The sequence below is a fragment of the Nocardioides sp. 1609 genome (assembly GCF_004522105.1).
Lineage (GTDB): Bacteria > Actinomycetota > Actinomycetes > Propionibacteriales > Nocardioidaceae > Nocardioides.
In genome coordinates this window covers 72,286-94,436 of sequence record NZ_SPUJ01000006.1, presented here as the reverse complement: position 1 = coordinate 94,436, position 22,151 = coordinate 72,286, and the positions used below count along the sequence as shown (strand labels likewise).

Here is a 22,151-nt window from a genome sequence, read left to right as displayed (position 1 = left end):
GCCGGCGCCGGGCCGGGCCGGAGGGACCGACGGGCCCGGGTCCTACCCGTCGCTCTCCAGGCCCGAGGTCGCGTGGGGGACGGGGCCGGCCGGTGCCGCCCAGGACGCGAGCAGGCGGAGTCGGTCCGCCGACGGCGAGCCGGGCTCGGCGGTGAACACCAGGAGTGCGAGGCCGGGCTCGGCGGTGATGGCGAGCTCCTCGTAGACCAGGGTCAGCTCCCCGACGACCGGGTGCTGGTAGCGCTTGGTGCCGGTCCCGTGGGTGCGCACGTCGTGCGCGGCCCAGAGCTGCCGGAACGTCTCGCTGCGGGTCGAGAGCTCGCCCACGAGGTCCTGCAGGGCGCGGTCGTGCGGGTCGCGCCCGGCCTCGGCGCGCATGATGCCGACGCACATCTCGGCGAACAGGTCCCAGTCCGGGTAGAAGTCCCGGGACGCCGGGTCGAGGAACTGGAACCGGGCCAGGTTGGGTGTCCGCCCGCCGTCGCCGATCACCGGCGAGTAGAAGGCGCGGCCCAGGGCGTTGGTGGCGAGCAGGTTCTGGCGGGGGTCACGGACGAAGGCGACGCCGTCGGTGATCGCCTCGAGCGCCCACCGCAGGCTGGGCCGGGACGCCGCCCTGCTCGCGGGTCCGGCGGTGCGACGCCGCGACCGGCCCGACGTCGGGATGCCATCGGCGGCCCTGGCGAGGTCGAAGAGGTGGGCGCGCTCGGTCTCGTCGAGCTCCAGCGCTCGGGCCAGCGCGTCGAGGACGCCGGTGGAGGCACCGGCGATCTGACCGCGCTCGAGGCGGGCGTAGTACTCCACGCTGAGCCCGGCGATGGTGGCGACCTCGCTGCGCCGGAGGCCGGGAACGCGCCGGGTCCCCGCGGTCGGCAGGCCGACCTGCTCGGGGGTGAGACGGGCGCGACGGGTGGTGAGGAAGTCACGTACCTCTTGGCGGTTGTCCACCCTCCGACCCTAGGTCGCCGCCGCGCCGGCGCCGAGGCACGAGGGGTGCCCTGTCGGTGCACCTCTCGTCAGGGACTCCCTCCGGGCCGGAGCGGTCGCTTCACTGGAGGTCCGCCCCCGACCCGAGCCCCGGAGGACACATGAGAGCGTTCAACCGTCCCGCAACCGTGCTGTCCGCGGCGCTGGTGTCGGGTGCGTCGGCCCTCGCCGGGTGCGGGTCGGACGACGGGGGAGCAGCGGCGAGCGCGACGTCGCCCGCCGTCGTCGCCGGCGAGCCGAGCGACGCCCCTCCCGCGAGCCCTGCAGCGAGTGCGCCGACCACCACCCCGCAGGAGGCCGGGACCAGGATCCGGATCGCCATCGGCACCGACCGCCTCACCGCGACCCTCGACGACAGCGCCGCCGGCCGCGACCTGGTCGCGCAGCTGCCGGTGACCCTCGACCTGACCGACCACGGGGCGGTGGAGAAGACCGGGCCGCTCCCGGCTGCGTTGTCGCTGACCGGCCAGCCACCGGGTGCCGACCCCGACGTGGGGGACCTCGGCTACTACGCCCCCGGCCAGGACCTCGTCCTGTACTACGGCGACCAGTCCTACTACGACGGCATTGTGATACTCGGGCGGCTCGACGGCGACGCCGCCGAGCGCATCGCCGAGGTGGACGGCAGCCTCACCGCGACGGTCACGCTCGTCGACGGCTGACCACACCCCGTCCCGACGGGTCCCCGACACTCATCACCACAGCAGCGACCGAGCAACCGAGCACACCAGGAGCAGACGTGAAGTACACCCGGAGCAGTGGACAGACCGGAACGGGTCCCGTGGACTGGTTCACCGGAACGGTCCACATCGACGGCATCCGCACCCCCGACGAGCAGTCCGCCGTCGGCTGTGCCCACGTCCGCTTCGCCCCCGGCGCCCGCACGGCCTGGCACCACCACCCCCGGGGCCAGACGCTCTACGTCACCGACGGCGTCGGCTGGGTCGGCACCCGTCGCGGCGCGGTGCAGGAGATCCGGCCCGGCGACGTCGTCCACATCGAGCCGGGTGAGGAGCACTGGCACGGCGCGACCGCGGACCGGTTCATGGCCCACGTCGCCATCCAGGAGGCCGACGACAACGGTCAGGTCGTCACCTGGCTCGACCACGTCACCGACGAGGAGTACTCGGACTGACCTGCTCCGAGCCGCCGGGCCTGTTGCCGCCCGGGCGGGACCCGGGTCGGCAGTCGGTTCACACGAGGCCGAACTCGGTGGCACGCGTGAGGAGGTCGCGGCGGCTGGTGACCCCCAGCTTGGCGAGGATGGCCGAGACGTGGTGCTCGGCGGTCTTGGGGGAGATGTAGGTGTGGGTGGCGATCTCGCTGTTGGTGTAGCCGCGGGCCACGAGGAGAGCGATCTCGAGCTGTCGGTTGGTGAGTCCACCGGGGTTGGTCCGGGTCGACTCGACGGGGCGGCTGGGGACGCTGGCCAGGCCGCTGCGGCGCATCTCGCGACGGAGCCGGTCCGCGGTGCCGACCGCCCCGAGGCGGTCCAGCATCGTGACTGCGCGCACGCGGTCCTCGGGGGCGGGGCAGTCGGCGTGGGCCATGGCCTCGGCGTGCGGGTTGCCGGCGCGGCGCCACCACGTGGCTGCCTCGGCCGCCCGCCCATCGAGGTGGGCGACGTGGGGGGCCGGCGAGTCCGTCGGGAGCTCGACCGGCAGGTCCAGGCGGCGCAACCAGACCGCGAGGCTCCCAGCGAGCCAGGCGCAGTCGGGGGTCGCGAGCCGCCGCAGGTGCGCCGTCGCGTACTCCGTGACCCGCGGGTCGGAGATCCCGGTGAGCCACATCGACTCGGCCAGGGCGGTGAGGACGGGCAGGTAGCGGCCAGGCTCGTCCAGGCCGACCGCGAGCTGCCAGGCGCGGTCGAGGTGCGGTGCAGCGTCGTGGTCGCCCACCCGCTGCGCGACGACGGCGAGTGAGAGGTGCGGCCAGATGGAGCCCTCGCACGCGCCGCTGGCCAGCACCTCCTCGGCGTCCTCCCGTGCTGCGCTCCACCGCCCGGCGTAGGCGTGCAGGGCCGCGCGCAGTGACAGGTGCCAGAGTGTTGCGTTGCGCAGGTCTCGGTCGGTGGTGTGGGTCAGCGTCTCCTCGACGATGCCTTGGAGCGAGCGGAGCTCGCCCCGGTCGAGGTCGTGGACGGTCAGCATGATGTACCCGCGCCAGGCCGCCTCGTCCCATCCGTGCCGCCGCGCGGTCGCCACCAGCTCCTCGACCCGTCCGGTGGCGCCGGGCCCGCCGGTGAGGCACTCGACGCCCTCGACGAGCAGCCGGCCGAGCACGACGTACTCCTCCAGGCCGGCGTCGGTCCCAGCCTCGACCGCACGGCGCCCGCAGGCGACCGCGCGATCGAGGTCGCTGCCGATCAACGCGACCATGCCGGTGTCGGCGTGCACCCGGGTCACGGTCGCGGGCGCGTCGAGGTGCTCGACCAGCTCCCAGGCCCGGGCGGCGTGCTCGTTGCTGGGGGCCCGGCGCCCGCACTGGTACTCCAACACGCACAGCACGGCATGGGCCTCGGCCACGCCCTCGGGGCGCGCGGCCGCCTCGAAGAGCGGGATGGCGGACCGGGCGGCGGCCCCGGCGTCCGACAGACGGGCCGTGACGTAGAGCTGCTGGGCGAGCTGCATGAGCAGGTCGGCGCGCTCCAGCGCCGGTGCCGCGGCCGGCAGGTGGGCGAGGGCCATCTCGAGGAACGCCGCCGCCTCGGCGTTGGACGCCGCCGCCACCGCCTCGGCCGCCGCGGCGCGTGCGTGCGCCAGGGTGCGAGCCGGATCGCGCGCAGCGAGCGCGTGGTGGGTCAGCGTCGCCGGGTCGCGTGGTTCGAGCCGCTCGAGCGACTCCAGGATCCTCTGGTGGAGGCGGGGCGCGCCGCCGGGTGGGATGGTCGACTCGATCGCCTGGCGGGCCAGCTCGTGGCGGAAGGCGATCGCCCCGTCGGTGCGGACGAGCAGGGTGGTGGCGTCCAGTCGTCGCAGCTCGTCGAGGTCGACGGCGAGCATGGGGAGGAGCCGGTCGTCGAAGCCGTCGGGACAGCAGGCGATGAGCTGCAAGGTCTGCAGGTCCTCGAGCTCGAGCTCGGACGTGCGGGCGAGGATCGTGTCGCGGACCGACGCGGGGAGCGGTCGGTCCGGCTCCTGCGCGACCTGCGAGACGTAGAAGGGGTTGCCCCCCGTCAGCTCGTGGACTCGTTGAGGGTCCAGCCCGGAGCCGTCGACGGCGGTCGCCACGGCCTCGACCGACAGGGGTCCCATCGAGACGGTGCGGAGGCCCTCGACCGCGGCGAAGTCACCGAGCAGCCGACGGGCCGGGTGCCGGGCGCCGACCTCCGCGTCCCGGTAGCTCACCAGCACGGCGACGGGAACGGTCTCCACACGACGCACGACGTAGCGCAGGACGTCCGCCGAGGCCGCGTCGATCCAGTGCAGGTCCTCGACCACCAGCACCGTCGGCTCGGCGGCCAGCTCGCGCAGCACCGCCGCTGCGGTCTCCGTCGGGTGGACGTCGTCGGCGGGCAGGCGCGCCCCGAGGCTCGGCAGCCCGAGCTCGCGGAACGGGCCGAGCGGACGCGGGGTGCCCAACGGGTCGCACCGACCACGCAGGACCCGCAGCCCGGACGCCTCACGGACCGCTGCGGTGATCAGCGAGGACTTGCCGGTGCCCCCGTCGCCAGCGACGGCGATCCCCACGCCGAGGCCCCCGCGGACCTGGTGCAGGCCGTCACGCAGCACGTCGAGCTCGCGCTCACGTTCCAGGAGGCGCACCGGCCCAGCGTAGTGCGGTGACGCCCGGCCCACAGGCTTCCCAGCGCCCGCGGCGTTCTCGTGATCGGCCACGCTCGCAGGCTAGGGCCGACGAGCCGAGGGCGCATCGGTCGCCGCCCCCCGCCCCGCCGGTCCGGCCGAGGTCGTCCCGACCCGGCATGGGGGTGCGCGCCTGGGGGTCGTCCGGCGCACGGATGCGGGATGCGTCCCGATGCGCGGTCACGGGGCCGCGCCCCAACCTGGATCCGTCCGGTCGGCGCCCGCCGGCCACGCCAACCAGGAGGAACCACCATGACCAACTCCCAGACCCTCGACGCCCGCAACGAGCTCAAGGTCGCGCAGCACCGGACGTGGAGCAGCGGTGACTACGGGAAGATCGCCTGGCTGACCGTCCCGCTCGCCCCGCAGCTCGTCGCCGACACCGGCGTCGCGCCCGGTACCTCGGTCCTGGACGTCGCGACCGGCACGGGTCACGTCGCGATCGAGGCCGCTCGCCGGTTCTGCGACGTCACCGGCATCGACTACGTCGAGGGCCTCGTCGAGGTCGCCCGTCGACGAGCCGCGGCCGAGGCCCTTCCCATCGCCTTCGAGGTCGCCGACGCCGAGGCGCTGCCGTTCGCGGACGCCTCCTTCGACGTCGTGCTGTCGGCGATCGGCGTGATGTTCACCGCTGACCACGACCGCTCCGCGGCGGAGCTCGTCCGGGTCTGCCGCCCCGGCGGTCGGATCGGTGTCGCCAGCTGGACCGCCGAGGGGTTCATCGGTCGTCTGCTGAAGACGGTGACGGCGCACGTGCCGCCGCCGCCCGTCGCGCTCCCGCCGACGCGGTGGGGCAACGAGGACGTCGTCCGCGAGCTGTTCGGCGCCGAGGTCGTCGACGTCGCCTCCTCGACCCACGAGGTCAGGCAGCACTTCGTCTCGGCCGAGGCGTTCGCGGACTTCATGCTCACGTACTACGGCCCGACCTACACCGCTGCCCTGCGACTCGACACCCAGGGCCGCGCAGCGCTCCGGGGCGACCTGGTCACGCTCGCCGAGTCCTCCGACCACCACCACGGCTCGGGACCCGGCATCGCCCTCGACTGGCAGTACCGCGTCGTGACCGCGTCCAGGAAGGCGACCTGAGATGACCACCCACCACCTCCTCGAGGACCTCGCGCGCGAGCACCGGGCCGAGCTGCGGCGGCGCGCCGCCCGACACCTCGCCCGCCGCGCCGCGGCGACCGCGGAGGACCAGCCCACCTGTCCTGGACCGTCCGCGGGCGCCGCCCACCAGCCGGGGTGCAGGCGATGAGACCCCGCCCCGGGCGCACGGTGCTGCCGCTCGTCCTCCTCGCCGCCCTGACGGTCGGCACGGCCGGCGGCGCCACCGCCGGCGCCCTCATCACGGGTCGGCAGGTCCAGGACGAGACCCTCACCGGTGCGGACATCCGCGACGGGTCGGTCCGAGCGGTCGACCTGGCTCCGTTGCCGCGCGGGCCACGCGGGCCACGGGGGCCGAGCGGTCCCACCGGGCCGCAGGGTCCCCCCGGAGCTGCCGGACCCGCGGGCCCCCCGGGTCCCGCAACCGGCGGTCCGGAGTACCGCGTCGGCCGCATCGACGTCGGCGCGAACCGCACCGAGACCTGGCCCGTGTTCTGCGCCGGCGGGAAGGTCATCGGCGGCGGTGTGTCCAGCACGCTTCCCGCCGCCGCCCGGATCACCGAGTCGGCGCCGCTCGACAACGGCACCGGGTGGAGCGCCGGGCTGCACAACAGCGGCGCGGTCCCCGTCACCGGGTTCGCCTGGGCCGTCTGCCTGCCGGCCTGACACGTGGCGCCCGAACCGCCCCGCAGACCTGCAGGCCCTGGCCGACAGCCTCGGCGCCCTCGGGTCCACGGACGTCGAGCCGGCCGCCGACCACATCGAGCGGCACGCCCTCCAGGCGTGCGGCATCGAGCTCGCCGTCGAGCGAGCAGACGACCCGACCCGGTCCTCACCCGAGCTGCCGGGCCAACCCGATCAGACCACCAGAAGGAGTCACCATGAAGACCAACGTCCGAACCACCGTCGGCGCACTCTCCATCGCCGCCGCGGCCCTCGCACACCACCCCCACCCGGCCGCTGCGGCCCCTCCCACGACCACCAGGGTCACGATCGCCGCCGAGGGCACCGACCTCTTCGGCACCGTCTCCAGCGGTCGTGGCGCCTGCGAGCGCAACCGCACGGTGCACCTCTACAAGCAGGTCGGCACCCGGGGCGGTAGCGACGACGTCCGCGTCGCGCAGGACACCACCGAGGTCGTCGACGGCGTCGGCCGGTGGAGCACCGGCAACACCGGCATGTCAGGCCGCTTCTACGCCAGGGCCACCAGGACCGCTTCCTGCGGGCCGGGTGTCAGCCCGACGATCCGGGTCTCCCGGGACTGACGACCGCCGGCCCACCGGTGGCCACCCGGCCTTCTCGACGGGAACGGCCCCCGACCTGCGGTAGCAGGTCGGGGGCCGTCGGTGGGTCGGGTCAGCCGCGGAGCACGCGCACCTTCACGATCCGGGTGACCGAGCGGTCACCCACCCGCAACGTGATCCGGACCTGGTGCGTGCCGAGCTCGGCCGCAGCGCCGACGCGGAGCACGAAGGCCAGCCTGCGGGCGGTGCCCGCCCGCAGGGCGGAGACCTTCACGACCCGCTTGCCGGACGCGCGCAGCGCCTGGGACGGGGCGATCCGGACCGTCGGTCGCAGGGCGCCCGCGGTCTGGTTGCCCAGCCGGAAGGGCAGGGTCGCCCGGTCGCCGCGCTCGACCCGGACGACCTTCTTCATCGCCGTGAACACGACCGCGCCACGAGGTCCCTGGGGACCCTGGGGTCCCTGGGGGCCGGCGGGTCCCTGGGGTCCCTGCGGACCGGTCGCGCCCGGGGTACCGGACTCGCCACCGGGGCCCTGCGGACCCTGGGGGCCGGTCGGACCGGTCGGGCCGTCCTCACCCGGCTCACCGGGCTCGCCCTGCAGCGGAGCGGTGCTGAGGCCCGACAGCGGCGTCTCGAACCGGCCCTCGGGCGTGTTGGCGGTGAGCACCAGCTCCGCGGTCGAGGTGACCTCGGCCTTGGACGGCGAGAACCGCACGAGCACCTCGCACGAGGCGCCGGGCGCGATGGCGACGCCGACGCACTGCTCGCCCGCGAGGACGAACTCGCCCGCGGGGCTGGACCCGCTCGGCGCGATGGCGACGTCGGTGATCCGCAGGGGCCGGTCGCCGGTGTTGGTCACCGTCACCGGTCGTCCCTCACCGGTGGTGCCCACCGGCTGGGTCGCGAACACCGGCGCGGGAGCGTCGATGCGCGAGCCGGGGCCCTGGTAGGCCACGACCTTCACCGTCCGCGTGCCCGTGACCGGCGCGGCCGAGGCCTCGTCGGTGTACTCCCGCATCGAGTCGTTCGTGACGGTCAACGTCACCTCGCCCGTGCGCAGGCCCGTCAGCTGACGGGTCTCGGGGTCGAGGATCGCGACCTTCTTCTCGGCCCGGGCGGCCGCGACGGCGGCGTCCCCGGAGCCGATCGCCAGCAGCGCGTCACCGGACCAGTCGACCGACATCGGGTAGGCCAGCGGCACGACCCGGTTGCCCGGCACGACGCCGGACGGCTGCACGACGTGCCCGCCGACGGTCGCGGTCCGGCTGACCTCGAGCGTCTCGGGACCGTCGACGACGACCTCCTGGGCGAAGGCCCGGACGTCGGCGGTGAGCCACTGCTCGCCGGCCGAGGCGTCGCGGTCGACGTTCCAGTCGAGCCAGCCGGTGAAGCCGCCCCGGTCGGGAGTGCCGTACGGCGCCTTGCCCGAGCTGGGCAGGACGACGTACGAGACGCCCTCCACCCGCTCCACGTGGGTGATCTGGGCGTGCGAGCCCACCATCGTGACGCCCTTGTCGCTCTCGTCGCTGAAGTCCGAGAGGAGCTTCTCGACGAGACGGACCTCCATGCGGTCGGTCAGCTGGCTCGAGTCGGTCTCGGCCGGGTCCTCGACCGGGTGGTGGGCGAAGGCCATGACGTTGCTGATGCTCGGGTCGTCGACCGCCGTGGTCAGCGCGTCCTCCAGCATGGGCAGCTGGTCCCAGTCGGAGCCGCGCAGCGACCCGAGGGCGCTGTTGAGCAGCACGAACCGGGTGCCCTTGTGGTCGAAGGTGCGGTAGGGCTGGCCGAACTCGGCCTCCCAGGCGTCCAGCGTGGACTGCACGTTGCCGACGCCGTAGGACTCGTGGTTGCCCGGCACGTAGTAGCAGGGGACGGTGTCGGACGCCGGGTCGGGCGTGCTCTCGGCGTCGGGCTCCTCGCCCAGGCCGATCAGGTCGCAGCCGCCCGCCTCGAGGGTCTCGCGAGCGAGCTCGACGTCCTCGGCCAGGCCGCGGTCGATGATGTCGCCGTTGAGCACGATCAGGTCGGGCTCCTGGGCGCGGATCCGCGCCAGGGCGGCGACGGCCACCTTCGTGAGCTCGGGCTGGGCGGCGGTGAACTGCACGTCGGAGAGGGTGGCGAAGTTCCAGTCCTGCTCGTCGTCGAGGTGGCCGTCCGCCGAGAACAGCGGGTCGGAGCGCAGCGGCTCCTGCGCGGGCAGCTCGATCTCCGAGGGCACGTCGGCCTCGATGCCACCGAAGACGAACGAGCCGGCCTGCTGCTGGTCGACCGCGGTGTTGATGCCCTGGAAGGAGTTGAACCGGATCGGGTAGGTCACCGTCGACGGGATCGTGAAGGTGACGTACTGCCACTGGTCGGAGGCCACCAGGCCGGTGCCGTACAGGCCGGCCGACTTGCCGGCGGCGTCCCAGAAGCCGGCGTAGGTGAGGCCGGCGGGCACCATGACGCTGGACTTCATCTTGACCCGGACCCGCAGCGGCTGGCCGGGGATCTCGACCCACCGCGACGGCACGCCGGCGGCGGTGATGCCCTTGTTGCGGGTGGCGCTGAACTGCAGGCGCACGCCCTCGGGGTCCTTGGTGATGGCGATCGTGGCGCCGGCCGAGCTGTTGCTCGCCCAGCGGCCGGTGCCGGCGTTCTCGTCGTCGAAGGCGTAGGGGCGCACGGTCTGCACCCCGACGGTGATCGGCAGCCTGACGCTCTGGCCGCCGGCACTGAGCACCAGCACGGTGCCGCCGTCGGTGAGGGGGGTGATCTTCAGGCCGGTGCCCGAGGGCGTGACCTTGACGATGCGGCGGTCGTAGTCGAGGTCGAGGTCGGCCGCCTCGACGGGGGCGGCGAAGCCCTGCCCGTCACGCCCGGTCACCCGCAGCTGGACGGCGTTGGCCGCGACCGGGTCGGTGATCGCGATCCGGTTGGTCGACAGCTCCAGCGTGCGGAGCGGTCGCAGCACCCGGACCCGGGTGGTGCCCTGGCTGCCGTCGGCGTTGCCCTTGACCGTGATCGTGCCGGTGGCGCCCGCGGGGGCCGCGAGCAGGCCGCCGTCGACCGTGCCGGTCGACGTGCTCCACCGGACGTCGCCGCGCGCCATCGGCACCGGCGTCATGTGGTCGTCGATGCCCTTGGCCGTCAGCGTGCGGTGCAGGCCGGGGAAGACCGCGGCGTCGTCGGTGCCCGGCGTGATCACCAGCTCCTCGGCCCGTCCGGTGCCCGGTGCGACGAAGACGCCGACGCCGTTGGGGTCGAGCCGCTCCACGCCGTCGGAGGGACGGTTGCGCACGGTGGTCGCCGTGTCGCCGAGGGGCCGGGCCACCATGGTGGTGGAGCCGCCGCCGTCGAGGTTGAACGCGGTCTCGGCGCCCTGGCTCACCATGAACGCCGCCAGCTCGCGCATCGTCATCCCGTTGATCGGCGACTGCCGACCGTCGTTGGTGACCAGCAGCATCGTCCGGCCGCCGTCCTTGAAGCCGATGACGGTGCGGGGGTGCACGTCGTTGTCCAGCTCGGAGTCCGGTCGCGCGACGCCGTCGCGCACCAGCTCGCGGTTGGACCCGATGACGAACTTCATCTGCTCGGCGACGTCGTCGCGCAGGTCGTAGCCGAGGGTGACGGCGTCACCGGCGACCAGGGTGCGGATCGCCGCGGCGCCGGCCTCGCGGCCCACGAGCACGAACGCGCCCTCCGGGATCTCACCCGAGCCGGCCGCGGCCGGGTCCACCGAGACGACCTTGCCGTCCTGCACGAGCACCGACGCGACGTCGGTGGCGCCGCTGACCCCGATCGCCCGGTTGTAGCTGCCCCAGGTGGGGGTGAAGGCGATGATCGCGTTCGCCGGCGAGCCGGCGAGGGTGTTGGCCGCGTTGAGCGAGGTGACGGCGTGGTCGACGCCGCCGAAGGTCGCCTTGGCGTCCAGCGTCATGTCGACCGCGCGGCCGATGCCGTCCTGACCGACCCCGACGTGGCCCCAGGTGCCGTAGTCCGACGACTTGAGCAGCTTGTTGTTCTTCACCGCGGCACCGAGCGGGGCGCCGGAGTTGCTGATGTCGAAGAAGTCGCCGTTGACGCCGGCGACGGCGCCGGCCTCGTCGGCCTTCTTCGAGATCGCGTTGCGGTCGGTCACGTGCTCGCCGGACAGCAGGTCGCTGGTCACCGCCGGGTTGGCGAGGTCGACGGAGAGGATCCGCTGGTCGTACCACCCCTGCGGCGTGACGGAGGTCAGGCTGCGCAACGTGATGCCCGGGCCGATGGCCTCGGTCTCGTCGACGAGCGAGAGGGAGTCGGCGGTCGAGATCGGGTCGTCGGCGGCGGCGGCGGCGCCCGTCGGGGCAGCGGCGGCGGTGGCCGGAGCCGCCGGCGCGATGCCGAGGACTCCCACCGCGAGCGCCGAGACGGCGAGCGCGGAGATCGAGGACCGGAGCACGGAGCGTTCCGATCGAGGGCGGGGCAGGGTCATTCGTCACCTCGTGGGCGTGGTTCACGACGCCGCGGTCGCGGCACTGGTGGATTCACGCAGTGCTGCGCCACCGGCCAGCGTCACTGCCGCTGTTCAGAGGTAAACGCTCGATGAAGGAACTGCTCGCGGACCGTCCCGGGCGCGCGGAGGACGGTGCTCGCTCAGTCCTCCGGGCGCGACGGACCCGCCTCGACGCAGCGCGGGCAGGCGTGCCGGCCGTCGGGGTGGAAGCGGTGCCGGACCCGCACGATCGCGTCCTCGTCGATGCCGCACAGGGTGCCGCCCGGCCCGGCTGCGTGCTCGAACCCGCGGAGGACGCGAGATCCGTCGGTACCGTGGACGACGGCGTGCGGCGGGCGTCCGGCGTCCTCCGGTGACCGTTCGGACGCGACGAGCCAGTCCGCCTGCGCCGCCTGCTCGGCCGCGGACGGGACGTGCAGGTCGGCGATCCGCACCGCAGCCGTGTGCGTCGCGACCTCGTCGTCCTGGGCTCGGCGGTCGTGCCGGCGCCGGCCGACGGCGCGCCAGGCGCGGCGAGCGAGCGCGAGGCCGCAGAGCAGTGCGCCCGCTGCGGCGAGCAGCATGAAGCCGGTCAGCGCCACCCCTTCCTTCGCCGTCTCGGCGTTGGCCGGTGCGTCCGGGTCGTAGTACAGCGTCGTCGTCTCCGGTCCGCCGTCCTGGGGGCAACGGTCGCGCACCAGCCCGGTGTAGCGGTAGCGGGGCTCCTCGAGCGGGAAGACGACGGTAGCGTCCTTGCACAACCGGGCCCCGTGCCGGTCGCGGATGGTCTCGCCCGAGTCGAGGACCTGTCCGGTCGTCGTCGCCGTGCGGGCCCGGGCCTCGCTCACGCCGAACGCCGTCGCCCCCAGTCCGGCGAGCGCGCAGAGGAGGAGCACCACCAGCGCCACCAGCGGCATCCGCGCGGGTCGGCCGGCTCGCCGACCGCGGACGGGCACGACGCGTCGTCTCATCGGGGGACCGGCCGCGCCCGGGTCCGGACCGTCCACGCCCCCGCGACGGTGTCGTCGGGTCGGTCGAGACGCTCGGGTTCCATGGTCGATCCCTATCACCGCTGCTGCCGGCGCAGCTCGCCGAGGCGCGGGCCGAGCCCGCACGCGACCTCCCTGCGCTCCGAGGATGGGGAGGTGACCCAGTGGATCGGCGACGATGCGACCCGTGGACATCAGCCCCCGCCTCGCTCGCTGGATCACCCGTGAGCTCGTCGCGGCCGACGCCGAGCACGTGCTCCGCGAGCTCGGCGACCTGTCCGACTCCGTGCTCGGGGGCCAGGACCGCGAGCGGATCCAGGCGGCGCTGGTGATCCGGTCCGGCGGTGAGCGCGCGAGGTTCGACGGGATGCTCCGCCTGGCCCGGGAGGACTGGCGGGACCTCCTCGTCGCGGCGGACCTCGGCCACGGCGACTGGCGCAACGTCCTGGACGACGTCCTGGGTCCCGCGGGTGGATCCGCGTGACAGGTCCTGCGGCCGGCCGGGTCGACACGGCCGGGTGTCGACCGTCGTCAGGGTGACGTCGCGGTCCGGGCCGGTCGTGCCCGTGCCTCCTCGATGCAACCGGGCCCGCGGTCCGGGCGTATCAACCGGTGACAGGGCAGCTCGGGCGCGGTGGGGAGGAGGTGGGGCGAGGTGGACGAGTCTGAGTTCGACGAGTTCTTCACCGCGTCGTTCCGCCGGGTGACGAGCCAGGTCTACGCGATGATCGGCGACCTCGACGAGGCCCAGGAGTGCGTGCAGGAGGCCTTCGCCCGCGCCTGGTCGCACCGCCGCAAGCTCGACCGGGCCGAGCACCCGGAGGCCTGGGTGCGGACCACCGCCCACCGTGTCGCGATCAGCCGTTGGCGGCGCCGCAGCCGGGCACGTCGTCCGGCCGACCGGGCGCTCGCCACCCCCACCACCGCGCCGGCCCCCGACGAGCGCCACGTCGCCCTGGTGGCCGCGCTCGCCCAGCTGCCCGAACCGCAGCGCCGCGTCATCGTGCTGCACCACCTCGCCGACCTCTCCGTGGCCGCCGTGGCCGCCGAGGTCGGCGCTCCCGAGGGCACGGTCAAGGCCCGCCTCAGCCGCGGGCGCACCGCCCTCGCCCACCTTCTCGCCGACGACACCCCGGGAGGTGTGCGCCATGTCTGACCCCCTCGCGGACCGCCTCCGCGACCTCGCCACCGGGACCCCCGCCATGAACCCCGCCAGCCCCACCGACGTCCGACGCCGCGGCGACCGCCTGCGCCGCCGACGCACCGCCCTCACGACAGCCGGCGGCGCGCTCGCCGTCGGCCTCGTCGCCACCCCGGTGTTCGTGCTCACCCACGGCGACGCCGGCGGCGACCCCCAGCCCGCGCCCCCGCCGTCCACCTCGAGCGCGGCACCCACCGACCCGCCGAGCCCCGACCCGACCACGCCGGACGACGACCCGTCGTCCTCCCCGCTGCCTGCCACCCTGCTCCCGGCGGCGGGCGACCTGCCGACCCGGGACCGGCTCACGCCGTGGGAGGAGGTCGAGCCCACCGACAGCCGGTTGGTCGGGTGCCAGCCCGACGGCGAGGTGGAGGCGGACCAGGTGGTCGCCCGGTCCTTCACCGCGCGCATCGCCGCGGCCGACGGGCTCCCCGAGGGCGAGGACGTCGCCGCCGAGGTGCGGGTCTCGGTCCTGCAGTACCCCACCACCGCCGACGGCGAGACCGCCGAGGCGGCCGTCACCGGCTGGATCCGTGACTGCACGGACCCGGGCGACCCCGCCCTCGACGGCGCATCGCGCCAGGGCGACCTCGTCGAGACCGGGGCCGGCACCTACGCCACCTGGGTCTACTCCGCCCCCGAGGCCTGCACCGACGACTGCGACGCCGTCTGGTTCGACCGGATGGGCGTCGTCGCCGACCAGGGCCGCATGGTCGTCGTCTCCTACCGCGAGCTCGGAGGTCCGCTGCAGCCCGACGGCCTCGACGCCACCATGCGCGACGTCCTCCTCCAGGCCGCCGGCCGCGGCCTGCCCGGCTGACCCACCGAGGTCGTCCAGCGTCGCGCGACACGCCAGCGGCCGCGGGCGGGAGAGACCCGCGCCGGCCACCCGAGGAGGCTCGGTCGGGTCGTCAGAGGTCGGCGACCCGCGGCGCGACCTCGGTGCCGAGCAGCTCGATGCCGCGCAGCAGGTCGTCGTGGGCCAGGCGCGGGTTGGTCATCTGCAGCGAGACCCGGTCGACGCCGCCGAGCTGGTCCGCGACGCGGCCGAGCTTGGTGACGATCTCGTCGGGGTCGCCGAGGAAGAACGCGCCGTCCGGTCCGCTCGTGGCGTCGAACTGCGCGCGGTTGGGCGGCGCGAAGCCACGCTCGCGCGAGGCCGAGGTGAACATCTCGTGCCAGCCCGGGTAGATCGTGTCGGCGGCGTGGCGGCGGCTCTCGCCGACGTAGCCGAAGACGTGGAGACCGACCTGCAGGGTCTCGGGCGCGTGACCGGCCTGCGCGCCCGCGCGGTGGTAGAGGTCGACGAGCGGGGCGAAGCGGCGCGGCTCGCCACCGATGATCGCGACCATCAGCGGCAGCCCGAGCAACCCGGCGCGCACGAACGACTCGGGCGTCCCGCCGACCCCGACCCAGATCGGCAGCCGGTCCTGCACGGGTCGCGGGTAGACACCCTGACCGGTGAGGGGGGCGCGGTGCTGTCCCGACCAGGTCACGTGCGGCGACTCCCGGATCCGGAGGAGCAGGTCGAGCTTCTCGGCGAACAGCGAGTCGTAGTCGGCCAGGTCGAGGCCGAAGAGCGGGAACGACTCGGTGAACGAGCCGCGGCCGACCACCAGGTCCGTCCGGCCTCCCGAGATCAGGTCGAGGGTCGCGAACTGCTGGAAGACCCGCACCGGGTCGGCGGCGCTCAGCACCGCCACCGCGCTACCGAGCCGGATGGACGTCGTCCGGGCGGCGGCCGCGGCGAGGATCACCGGTGGCGCGGAGTCGTAGTACTCCTCGCGGTGGTGCTCGCCGATGCCGAAGGAGTAGAGCCCGGACCGGTCGGCGAGCTCGATCTCCTCGAGCAGGTGGGCCATCCGCTCCGCGGGGCCGACGACGTGACCGGTGGACGGGTCGGTGACCCGGGAGACGAAGCTGTCGACGCCGACGTGCACGGGGAACCTCCGGGGCTGGTGGGTGGGTGCGGGCGCAACGCCCGCCGCACCGCAGCCATTCCCGGTGGGTCGACGCGTCGCGCCACCGGACGCGCGGTCGGTGTCCGGCTCGTGGTCGTGCTGCGGGAAGAGTGCCGGCCTCGTCCTTGTTGAACGGGGGGAGACGACCTGAAAGGCCACACCCATGCGCATCCCGCTGTCCGTGCTCGACCTCGCTCCCATCGCGAAGGGGGAGTCCGTCGGTAGCAGCATCGCTGCCAGCGTCGCCCTGGCGCAGCGTGCGGAGGAGCACGGCTACCGGCGGGTCTGGTACGCCGAGCACCACAACATGGCGAGCATCGCGTCGTCGGCGACCAGCGTGCTGATATCGCACGTCGGCGCGCACACGTCCACGATCCGGCTCGGTGCCGGCGGGGTGATGCTGCCCAACCACTCCCCGTTGACGATCGCCGAGCAGTTCGGCACGTTGTCCGCGATGTATCCCGGCCGGATCGACCTCGGACTGGGCCGCGCCCCGGGGTCCGACCAGGCCACGGCCCACGCGATGCGCCGCGACCCGGCCGCCTCCGAGAGCTTCCCGCAGGACGTCCAGGAGCTGCAGGCGTTCCTGGGCGAGGAGTCCCTGGTGCCCGGTGTGACTGCCGTGCCCGGCCGCGGCACGAACGTCCCTCTGTACATCCTCGGCTCGTCCATGTTCGGCGCGCACCTCGCCGCGGCTCTCGGCCTCCCGTACGCCTTCGCCAGCCACTTCGCGCCCCAGGCGCTCGAGGCCGCCGTGGCCGCCTACCGGCGCGAGTTCACCCCGTCGGCGCAGCTCTCGGCGCCCTACGTCATCGCCGGGGTGAACGTGGTCGCCGCCGAGACGAGTGACGAGGCTCGAGCCAACCTCGAGGCGGCCCGACGCACCATCGCGGTGACGCTCTTCGGTCGCGGCGAGGACCTCAGCGACGTCGAGGCCGACCTGCTGCTGCGCCGCGGCGCCGCCCAGCACGTCGACCAGATGTTCACCTACGCGGCGGTCGGCGCCGGCCCCGAGGTCGCGCGCTACCTCGAGCAGTTCCGCGACCACGTCGGTGCCGACGAGCTGATCACGGCCCACCAGGCGCCGACCACCGGTGCCCGGCTGAGGTCGGTCGCCCTCACCGCCGAGGCCATGAGCTCGGTCGCCGCGTAGGGCGCCGGGCTCGGAACGACTGGCCTCCCTCCTCGCCGCGGCGGACCTCGGTCACGCCGACCGGCGCTGCGTGCTGGACGACGTGCCGGGTCCTGGGCGTGGGCAGGCTCGACACGTGGGTCGGCCTGACCGGACACGATCGCGCCTCGCGGTACGGGTTCGACCACGCCGACGTCGTCCGTGACGTAGCGTGCGGTCACCACGGTCGCGCGACCTGCCTACCCCCCACGGCAGGATCACGACCACTCGGAGGTGGTGATGCGCGCCGGAGCAGGCAGGTCCGACGACCCGGCGAGCGCGTCGCTCTGTGCCAGTGCCCTCTCCGAGGGCGGTGAGCGCTACGCCTCCCTGTTCACCCACCACCCGCACGCGACGTACTCGGTCGACCGGCGCGGCTACTACACGGACGCGAACCAGCACGCCCTGGCGATGACCGGACTGAGCCTCGAGCAGATGCGGCAGACGCACTTCGCCCAGGTCGTCCACCCCGAGGACGTGCACCTCATCCAGGGCGGTTTCGACCGTGCCCTCGCCGGAGATCCCAACCTGGCCGACGCGCGTGTGCTGCGTACGGACGGGCAGGTGGTCGACATCCGCTGCACCATGATCCCGGTCATGATCGGCGGTGAGGTCGTCGGCGTCCACGGGGTCACCGAGGACGTCACCCGGGCCAAGCAGGTGGTTCGACAGCTCGAGGAGGCCAACGCCGCCAAGACCCTGTTCCTGGCCAACGTCAGCCACGAGGTACGCACACCCCTGGCGTCGATCATCGCGGCGACCGAGCTCCTGATGGAGAGTGGCCTGGCCCCCGAGTCGGAGCGCTTCGTGCACGTCGTGCACCGCTCCGGCCAGAGGTTGATGCGTCTGGTCAACGACGTCCTGGACTTCTCGCGCCTCCAAGCGGGCCAGGTCGTGCTGCGGCGGCTGCCCTTCAGCGTGCGCGCCGTCGTCGACGACATTGCCGACTGGGCGGTCTCCGCAGCGCAGAGTCGCAGCCTGGCGTTCTCCTTCGACGTCGACGACTCGGTCCCCGTGGTGGCGATCGGGGACGGTCTGCGGATCTCACAGGTGGTGGAGAACCTCGTGCAGAACGCCATCAAGTTCACCCAGTGCGGCCGGGTCGACCTGCGGGTCAGCTCACGACCCGTTGCGCCCGGCCCTCACGACGCGACCCAGGTTCCCGAGATCTGGGTCGAGTTCACGGTCGCCGACACCGGGATCGGCATCGACCCGGAGCACGTCGACGCGCTGTTCGAACCGTTCACCCAGGCTGATCCCTCCGCCACCCGCGGCTACGAGGGCGTAGGACTCGGGCTGGCGATCTGTCGGGACCTGGTCGACCTGACGGGCGGTCGCCTCCAGACCTTCTCCACGGTGGGGGAGGGAAGCACCTTCGTCTTCAGTGTCCCACTGGGGCGCGTGGACTAGCGCGGCGTCACGCTCGCACCTGCGAGGGCCGTTCGCGACCCGGCCTCAGCCCTGGTGAGGTGTGGCGAGGGTCAGGCGGACGCGTCCGGTCGTCGGCGCACGACCCGCCGTCGCAGGGTGGGGGAGGCCACCACCTCGTAGCCGGCGTCGAGGAAGACCTGCACCAGGCCGACCGACGCCTCGTCCCAGATCACGGTCTTGCCGGGCGGTGGGTCGATCGGGTAGCCCTCCAGGACGTGGGCGCCGACCTGCTGGCCGTACTCGACGGTGGCGGCGGCGAGAGCGTAGGTCAGCCCCGCCTTGCGCCACCCCGTCCGCACCACGAAGCAGGTCACCGACCAGACGCCGGCCAGCTCGGGATCCATCCGCATCCACGGCTGCTTGCGGCTCCACAGCCGGGGGTAGTTCTCGCGCTGCTCGACCGCCACCCAGCCGGCCGCCTCGCCGTCGACGTACCCGATCAGTCCGGACGTCGGGCCGGCGGTGCCGCAGGCGGTCTGCTCGAGCTGGGCGGCGTCCCTCTCCTCCTGGGTGGTGTCGCGCCAGATCCAGCCCGGCACCTTCATGGCCTGGCACCGGCACTTGCGCGCGCCAGCCGTGGCGAAGACCGCCGCGACGTCCTCGGGGGTCGCGCGGTTCGCCGGGAGCCAGGTGAACTCGGGCATGTCGCGACTCTAGGACCCGACGCGTCCGGTGGCACCTCCCTGGATGACGATTCCGGTGCCGATGAGAACCGGTGGCTGCGCCGGCCAGGCCCACCATGAGCGAGCGACGGGTCAGGGTGCTGTGTGCGGTGTCGATCGACGGCTTCTCGAGCGGACCAGGTGGCCCGGCCGGGCGCGGCACGGTCCGAGGCCGGGCGAACGGAGCGTTTGACCCCCACGTGACGGCGGCAATGGTGATGCCATGATCCGCTTTCCTGGCGCCGCTCGTGCGCCGTTCGCCGCCCTCGTGCTCGTCGCAGGGCTGTGCCTCGCTGGTTGCGGGGACGATCCCACCGGGGTCCTGGCCCCGGCCGGCGAGCCGTCGGAATCAGTCCCGCGATCCGCCGCCCCGAGCGACGACGGGTCGAGCCCGACCACGGCCCCGGTTTCTCCCGGCCCGTCCGAGACCGCGCCAGAGGTGCCTGCCGCAACCGGCCCCAGGATGAAGCTGACCGGCTTGACGTTCCGTGTGCCGCAAGGCTGGGAGCTCGCCAGCTACAACCCGTTGTCCCGGGGCGCGTACAACGCCAGCGGCGGCCCCGGTGTCATGTCGGCCCTGTGCCTGACCATGGTCCCCGGTGAGTCCTTCGAGTCCACCCTCGCGGGTTCTACGGAGGCGATGACGACCGACGGGCTGAAGCCGGAACGGCTCGAGGACGTGATCCTGGACGGCACCCCCGCCTGGGTCATCACCGGCTCCAAGAAGGGGATCGCGCTACAGGTCGATGTCGGCGGCGTGATCGGCAACCGGAACTTCAAGATCTCGTTCCAGTACCTGACCAGGCCGCCACGCGATGTTCAGACCACCATCGACTCGGTCCTGGCCTCTGTGGTCCTCGACGACGCCGAGTGAGATCCCTGGCTGACCTGCCTGCACGGAAGGGGCCACGACCGCTGCCGCACGTGACGTACGCGCCGCGGTCGAGGTGCCCGTGGGCAGGAACGACGACCGTGCTCGCCTCTTCACCTGGAGCGGCGACCGCCGCAGGTCGGCACGTGCCCTCGGCGGGGGTCCTCGTCAGGCGGTCTGCTCTCCCAGGCGCGGGAACGGCTCGAGGGAGAAGATGACCTCGGCCGGCACGTCGAAGAACGCCGCGATGCTGAGCGCGAGGTGGAGGCTGGGGCTGAACTCACCTCGTTCGAGGTAGCCGATCGTCTGGTAGTGCACTCCGACGCCGTCGGCGAGCTCGCGCCGCGAGACACCTCGTTCGGCGCGCAGCATCGCGATGCGCTGGTGCACGAACTCGCTGCGGGGCGCCATCAGCTCCACCCCTGCATCGCCTTGGCCTTGCGGCTCTCGACGGCCGAGCCAGACTCCTTGCGTGCCATCGCTCGCAGCACCCTGGGCGCGACCAGCAGCCCGAGTGCGGCGTAGGCGCCGAGCACGCCGAACGTCGTCAGGGTGTGGAACTGCCCGCCCAGCTCGGCTGCCGCGGCGGCCTCGGGGAGCAGGGCGTCGCGCATGCCGGCGCCGAGCCAGTAGACGGGGAACACCTGGGCGACCGGGTGGAGCCAGTCCGGCATGCCGGTGATCGGGTAGAAGATGCCCGAGATCGCGATCAGCACGATCATCGGCAGGAAGGTCAGCCCGAACCCCGCGCCGGCCGACTTCACCGACGCCCCGACGACGGCTCCCCAGGGCATGGTGGCGAGCATGCCGAGCAGGAACACCGCCAGCAGCATCAGCCAACCGGTGAGCGGCACGTCGGTGAGCCCGGGCAGCAGGAACAGGCCGGCGACGAGGAAGATCACCAGGCCGAGCGCGGTGTTGAGCACGGCCAGGGTCACGCGTGCGACGAGGTAGGCGAGCATCCCGTGCGGGGTCGACTTGGCTCGCAGGAGGGTGCCGTCCTCGCGCTCGACGGCGAGCATCTGGGCGGTGCCCATCCACCCGCCCATGACGACGTTCATGCCGATCAGCCCGGGAAGCGTCGCGACCGCGAGCGAGTAGCCGGTGCTTCCGAGGTCGGAGCTGCGCTGGAGCACCAGGACCCCGACGAAGATGCCGTTCATCACGACGATCCAGATCTGGTCGGCCCGGTTCGTGAGGCTGTGCATCATCTCGATGCCACCGCGGCGTACGCCGAGGCGGGTCGCGTGCAGGACGGCGCCCGAGGGGCGCAGGCTCGAGGTGCTCATCGCACGACCTCCAGGGGCTGCCGTTCGGCTGCGGGGTCGGACTCGAACCGCTTCACCAGGGTCATGTAGCTGTCCTCCAGGGTGCTGCGCCGGACCTCGAGGTCGCCGATGTCGCTGCCGTGCTGCTCGAAGAGCTCGCGCACGAAGCGGGTGGCGTCGGTGGCTGCGTGGACGAAGTGCTCTCCGCCCCGGCTCCACCGCACCTCCGTCTGCCCCTCCACCTCGCGCGACAGCTCAGCGGCGCTCCCGTCGGCGACGATCCGTCCGCCGGCGAGGATCAGGATGCGGTCGGCGAGCTTCTCGGCCTCGTCGAGGTCGTGCGTCGTGAGCAGGATCGTGGTGCCCTCGAGATCGGCGAGACGGTGCACCACGTCGTGGAAGTCGCGCCGCGCCTGCGGGTCGAAGCCCGTGGTGGGTTCGTCGAGGAAGAGCAGGTCGGGTCGACCCACGATGCCGATCGCGACGTCGAGACGTCGCCGCTGTCCGCCGGACAAGGACCCGGCCTTCTGGCGGGCGTGCTCGGTGAGGCCGACGGTCTCGAGCAGCTCGTCCACGTCCATGGGGCGCGGTCGGTGGGTCGTGGAGAAGGGCTCGTAGTAGGCACCCAGGTGCGTGAGCAGCTGGCGCACTCCCCATCGGCCGTGGTCGCGCCACGACTGCTGGACGATGCCGAGACGGGCGCGCCACGTCTCGTCCGCCTTGGCCGGGTCGAGGCCGAGGACGTGGACCTCGCCGTCGGAGCGGTGACGGAAACCCTCGAGGATCTCGATCGTCGTGCTCTTGCCCGCGCCGTTGGGACCGAGCAGGGCGAGGACCTCGCCGTGGTGGGCGTCGAACGAGACGCCGTCGAGCACCACGCTGTCGCCGTAGCTCATCCGCAGGCTCCGAACCGAGATCACCGGGTCCGTCTCGTGTCGGTCAGCCATGGAACGAAATGTAGCAGGAATGCTACATGGGTGCCGACGTTCTTCCCCGGATCGCGCCG

At 73.4% G+C, this 22,151-nt stretch carries 21 protein-coding genes; 12 read left to right on the top strand and 9 right to left on the bottom strand.

The window, feature by feature from the left end; translation table 11 throughout:
* Window positions 1-42: 42 nt before the first annotated feature.
* The gene (locus E4623_RS17355) at window positions 43-948 is read right to left on the bottom strand and encodes a helix-turn-helix transcriptional regulator (protein WP_134767832.1); all 906 of its coding nucleotides are present in this window, start codon (window positions 946-948) and stop codon (window positions 43-45) included.
* A gap of 140 nt (window positions 949-1,088) precedes the next feature.
* Between E4623_RS17355 and E4623_RS17350 the strand changes: the two genes are divergently transcribed.
* Window positions 1,089-1,649 (top strand): cyclophilin-like fold protein, encoded by a 561-nt coding sequence (locus E4623_RS17350; RefSeq protein ID WP_134767831.1) that lies wholly within the window; start codon window positions 1,089-1,091, stop codon window positions 1,647-1,649.
* Window positions 1,650-1,768: 119 nt separating this feature from the next.
* Window positions 1,769-2,122: a cupin domain-containing protein gene (locus tag E4623_RS17345; protein ID WP_245155149.1), complete on the top strand. Its 354-nt coding sequence runs from the start codon at window positions 1,769-1,771 to the stop codon at window positions 2,120-2,122.
* Between the two features lie 58 nt (window positions 2,123-2,180).
* Here the strand turns inward: E4623_RS17345 and E4623_RS17340 are convergent, their stop codons facing one another.
* Window positions 2,181-4,751 carry an AAA family ATPase gene (locus E4623_RS17340; protein WP_134767829.1) on the bottom strand — a complete coding sequence of 857 codons (2,571 nt, stop codon included), beginning with the start codon at window positions 4,749-4,751 and terminating at the stop codon, window positions 2,181-2,183.
* A gap of 291 nt (window positions 4,752-5,042) precedes the next feature.
* Between E4623_RS17340 and E4623_RS17335 the strand changes: the two genes are divergently transcribed.
* The 4 genes from E4623_RS17335 (at window position 5,043) to E4623_RS17325 (ending at window position 7,159) form a co-directional block, all read left to right on the top strand.
* The gene (locus tag E4623_RS17335; RefSeq protein ID WP_134767828.1) at window positions 5,043-5,876 is read left to right on the top strand and encodes a class I SAM-dependent methyltransferase; all 834 of its coding nucleotides are present in this window, start codon (window positions 5,043-5,045) and stop codon (window positions 5,874-5,876) included.
* A 1-nt stretch (window position 5,877) separates the two neighbouring features.
* Complete coding sequence (locus tag E4623_RS22745; RefSeq protein WP_167736718.1) at window positions 5,878-6,045, top strand: hypothetical protein; 168 nt, start codon at window positions 5,878-5,880, stop codon at window positions 6,043-6,045.
* A complete protein-coding gene (locus E4623_RS23035; RefSeq protein WP_209020738.1) occupies window positions 6,042-6,560 on the top strand; it encodes a hypothetical protein in 519 nt (172 codons plus the stop codon). Before E4623_RS22745 ends, E4623_RS23035 begins: the two co-directional genes overlap by 4 nt.
* A 215-nt stretch (window positions 6,561-6,775) precedes the next feature.
* Window positions 6,776-7,159 (top strand): hypothetical protein, encoded by a 384-nt coding sequence (locus E4623_RS17325; protein WP_134767827.1) that lies wholly within the window; start codon window positions 6,776-6,778, stop codon window positions 7,157-7,159.
* Between the two features lie 91 nt (window positions 7,160-7,250).
* On the opposite strand, the gene E4623_RS23375 is transcribed toward E4623_RS17325, so the two are convergent.
* Window positions 7,251-11,558, bottom strand: coding sequence for a phosphodiester glycosidase family protein (locus tag E4623_RS23375; RefSeq protein WP_134767826.1), 4,308 nt, complete (start codon window positions 11,556-11,558; stop codon window positions 7,251-7,253).
* Window positions 11,559-11,752: 194 nt separating this feature from the next.
* Complete coding sequence (locus E4623_RS17315; RefSeq protein WP_134767825.1) at window positions 11,753-12,562, bottom strand: DUF3592 domain-containing protein; 810 nt, start codon at window positions 12,560-12,562, stop codon at window positions 11,753-11,755.
* Window positions 12,563-12,767: 205 nt separating this feature from the next.
* On the opposite strand from E4623_RS17315, the gene E4623_RS17310 reads away from it, so the two are divergent.
* The 3 genes from E4623_RS17310 to E4623_RS17300 all read left to right on the top strand — a co-directional run bounded on the left by E4623_RS17310 (window position 12,768) and on the right by E4623_RS17300 (window position 14,601).
* Window positions 12,768-13,064 (top strand): hypothetical protein, encoded by a 297-nt coding sequence (locus tag E4623_RS17310; RefSeq protein WP_134767824.1) that lies wholly within the window; start codon window positions 12,768-12,770, stop codon window positions 13,062-13,064.
* 171 nt (window positions 13,065-13,235) lie between these two features.
* Complete coding sequence (locus E4623_RS17305; RefSeq protein WP_134767823.1) at window positions 13,236-13,736, top strand: sigma-70 family RNA polymerase sigma factor; 501 nt, start codon at window positions 13,236-13,238, stop codon at window positions 13,734-13,736.
* Window positions 13,729-14,601: a hypothetical protein gene (locus tag E4623_RS17300; protein ID WP_134767822.1), complete on the top strand. Its 873-nt coding sequence runs from the start codon at window positions 13,729-13,731 to the stop codon at window positions 14,599-14,601. Before E4623_RS17305 ends, E4623_RS17300 begins: the two co-directional genes overlap by 8 nt.
* 91 nt (window positions 14,602-14,692) lie before the next feature.
* Here the strand turns inward: E4623_RS17300 and E4623_RS17295 are convergent, their stop codons facing one another.
* Window positions 14,693-15,721, bottom strand: coding sequence for an Atu2307/SP_0267 family LLM class monooxygenase (locus tag E4623_RS17295; RefSeq protein ID WP_134767821.1), 1,029 nt, complete (start codon window positions 15,719-15,721; stop codon window positions 14,693-14,695).
* A 184-nt stretch (window positions 15,722-15,905) separates the two neighbouring features.
* Here E4623_RS17295 and E4623_RS17290 point away from each other — a divergent pair, with 184 nt between their 5' ends.
* Together E4623_RS17290 and E4623_RS17285 are read left to right on the top strand one after the other, a co-directional pair.
* Window positions 15,906-16,895 carry an LLM class flavin-dependent oxidoreductase gene (locus E4623_RS17290; RefSeq protein WP_134767820.1) on the top strand — a complete coding sequence of 330 codons (990 nt, stop codon included), beginning with the start codon at window positions 15,906-15,908 and terminating at the stop codon, window positions 16,893-16,895.
* A gap of 258 nt (window positions 16,896-17,153) precedes the next feature.
* Window positions 17,154-18,323: a PAS domain-containing protein gene (locus E4623_RS17285; RefSeq protein WP_134767819.1), complete on the top strand. Its 1,170-nt coding sequence runs from the start codon at window positions 17,154-17,156 to the stop codon at window positions 18,321-18,323.
* Between the two features lie 71 nt (window positions 18,324-18,394).
* Here E4623_RS17285 and E4623_RS17280 read toward each other — a convergent pair whose 3' ends face one another.
* On the bottom strand, window positions 18,395-18,988 hold the full coding sequence (locus E4623_RS17280; RefSeq protein ID WP_134767818.1) for a GNAT family N-acetyltransferase: 594 nt from the start codon (window positions 18,986-18,988) through the stop codon (window positions 18,395-18,397).
* 241 nt (window positions 18,989-19,229) lie between these two features.
* Between E4623_RS17280 and E4623_RS22740 the strand changes: the two genes are divergently transcribed.
* Window positions 19,230-19,880, top strand: coding sequence for a hypothetical protein (locus E4623_RS22740; RefSeq protein WP_167736716.1), 651 nt, complete (start codon window positions 19,230-19,232; stop codon window positions 19,878-19,880).
* Window positions 19,881-20,045: 165 nt separating this feature from the next.
* Here the strand turns inward: E4623_RS22740 and E4623_RS17270 are convergent, their stop codons facing one another.
* From E4623_RS17270 to E4623_RS17260, 3 genes are read right to left on the bottom strand one after another with little or no spacing between them, the layout of a single operon-like run.
* Entirely contained in the window at window positions 20,046-20,288 is a 243-nt protein-coding gene (locus E4623_RS17270; RefSeq protein ID WP_134767816.1) for a helix-turn-helix transcriptional regulator, read from the bottom strand.
* Window positions 20,288-21,166 carry an ABC transporter permease gene (locus E4623_RS17265; RefSeq protein WP_134767815.1) on the bottom strand — a complete coding sequence of 293 codons (879 nt, stop codon included), beginning with the start codon at window positions 21,164-21,166 and terminating at the stop codon, window positions 20,288-20,290. The genes E4623_RS17270 and E4623_RS17265 overlap by 1 nt, the downstream gene beginning before the upstream one ends.
* Window positions 21,163-22,092, bottom strand: a complete 930-nt coding sequence (locus tag E4623_RS17260; RefSeq protein ID WP_134767814.1) for an ABC transporter ATP-binding protein — start codon at window positions 22,090-22,092, stop codon at window positions 21,163-21,165. Before E4623_RS17260 ends, E4623_RS17265 begins: the two co-directional genes overlap by 4 nt.
* Window positions 22,093-22,151 lie beyond the last annotated feature (59 nt).

Excerpts from the sequence above, each read along its gene's own strand:
- E4623_RS17350 (WP_134767831.1), top strand. The coding sequence starts at position 1,089 with ATGAGAGCGTTCAACCGTCCCGCAACCGTGCTGTCCGCGGCGCTGGTG.
- E4623_RS17335 (WP_134767828.1), top strand. The coding sequence starts at position 5,043 with ATGACCAACTCCCAGACCCTCGACGCCCGCAACGAGCTCAAGGTCGCG.
- E4623_RS22745 (WP_167736718.1), top strand. The coding sequence starts at position 5,878 with ATGACCACCCACCACCTCCTCGAGGACCTCGCGCGCGAGCACCGGGCC.
- E4623_RS23035 (WP_209020738.1), top strand. The coding sequence starts at position 6,042 with ATGAGACCCCGCCCCGGGCGCACGGTGCTGCCGCTCGTCCTCCTCGCC.
- E4623_RS17325 (WP_134767827.1), top strand. The coding sequence starts at position 6,776 with ATGAAGACCAACGTCCGAACCACCGTCGGCGCACTCTCCATCGCCGCC.
- E4623_RS17315 (WP_134767825.1), bottom strand. The coding sequence starts at position 12,562 with ATGAGACGACGCGTCGTGCCCGTCCGCGGTCGGCGAGCCGGCCGACCC.
- E4623_RS17300 (WP_134767822.1), top strand. The coding sequence starts at position 13,729 with ATGTCTGACCCCCTCGCGGACCGCCTCCGCGACCTCGCCACCGGGACC.
- E4623_RS17290 (WP_134767820.1), top strand. The coding sequence starts at position 15,906 with ATGCGCATCCCGCTGTCCGTGCTCGACCTCGCTCCCATCGCGAAGGGG.
- E4623_RS17285 (WP_134767819.1), top strand. The coding sequence starts at position 17,154 with ATGCGCGCCGGAGCAGGCAGGTCCGACGACCCGGCGAGCGCGTCGCTC.
- E4623_RS17280 (WP_134767818.1), bottom strand. The coding sequence starts at position 18,988 with ATGCCCGAGTTCACCTGGCTCCCGGCGAACCGCGCGACCCCCGAGGAC.
- E4623_RS22740 (WP_167736716.1), top strand. The coding sequence starts at position 19,230 with ATGATCCGCTTTCCTGGCGCCGCTCGTGCGCCGTTCGCCGCCCTCGTG.
- E4623_RS17270 (WP_134767816.1), bottom strand. The coding sequence starts at position 20,288 with ATGGCGCCCCGCAGCGAGTTCGTGCACCAGCGCATCGCGATGCTGCGC.
- E4623_RS17265 (WP_134767815.1), bottom strand. The coding sequence starts at position 21,166 with ATGAGCACCTCGAGCCTGCGCCCCTCGGGCGCCGTCCTGCACGCGACC.
- E4623_RS17260 (WP_134767814.1), bottom strand. The coding sequence starts at position 22,092 with ATGGCTGACCGACACGAGACGGACCCGGTGATCTCGGTTCGGAGCCTG.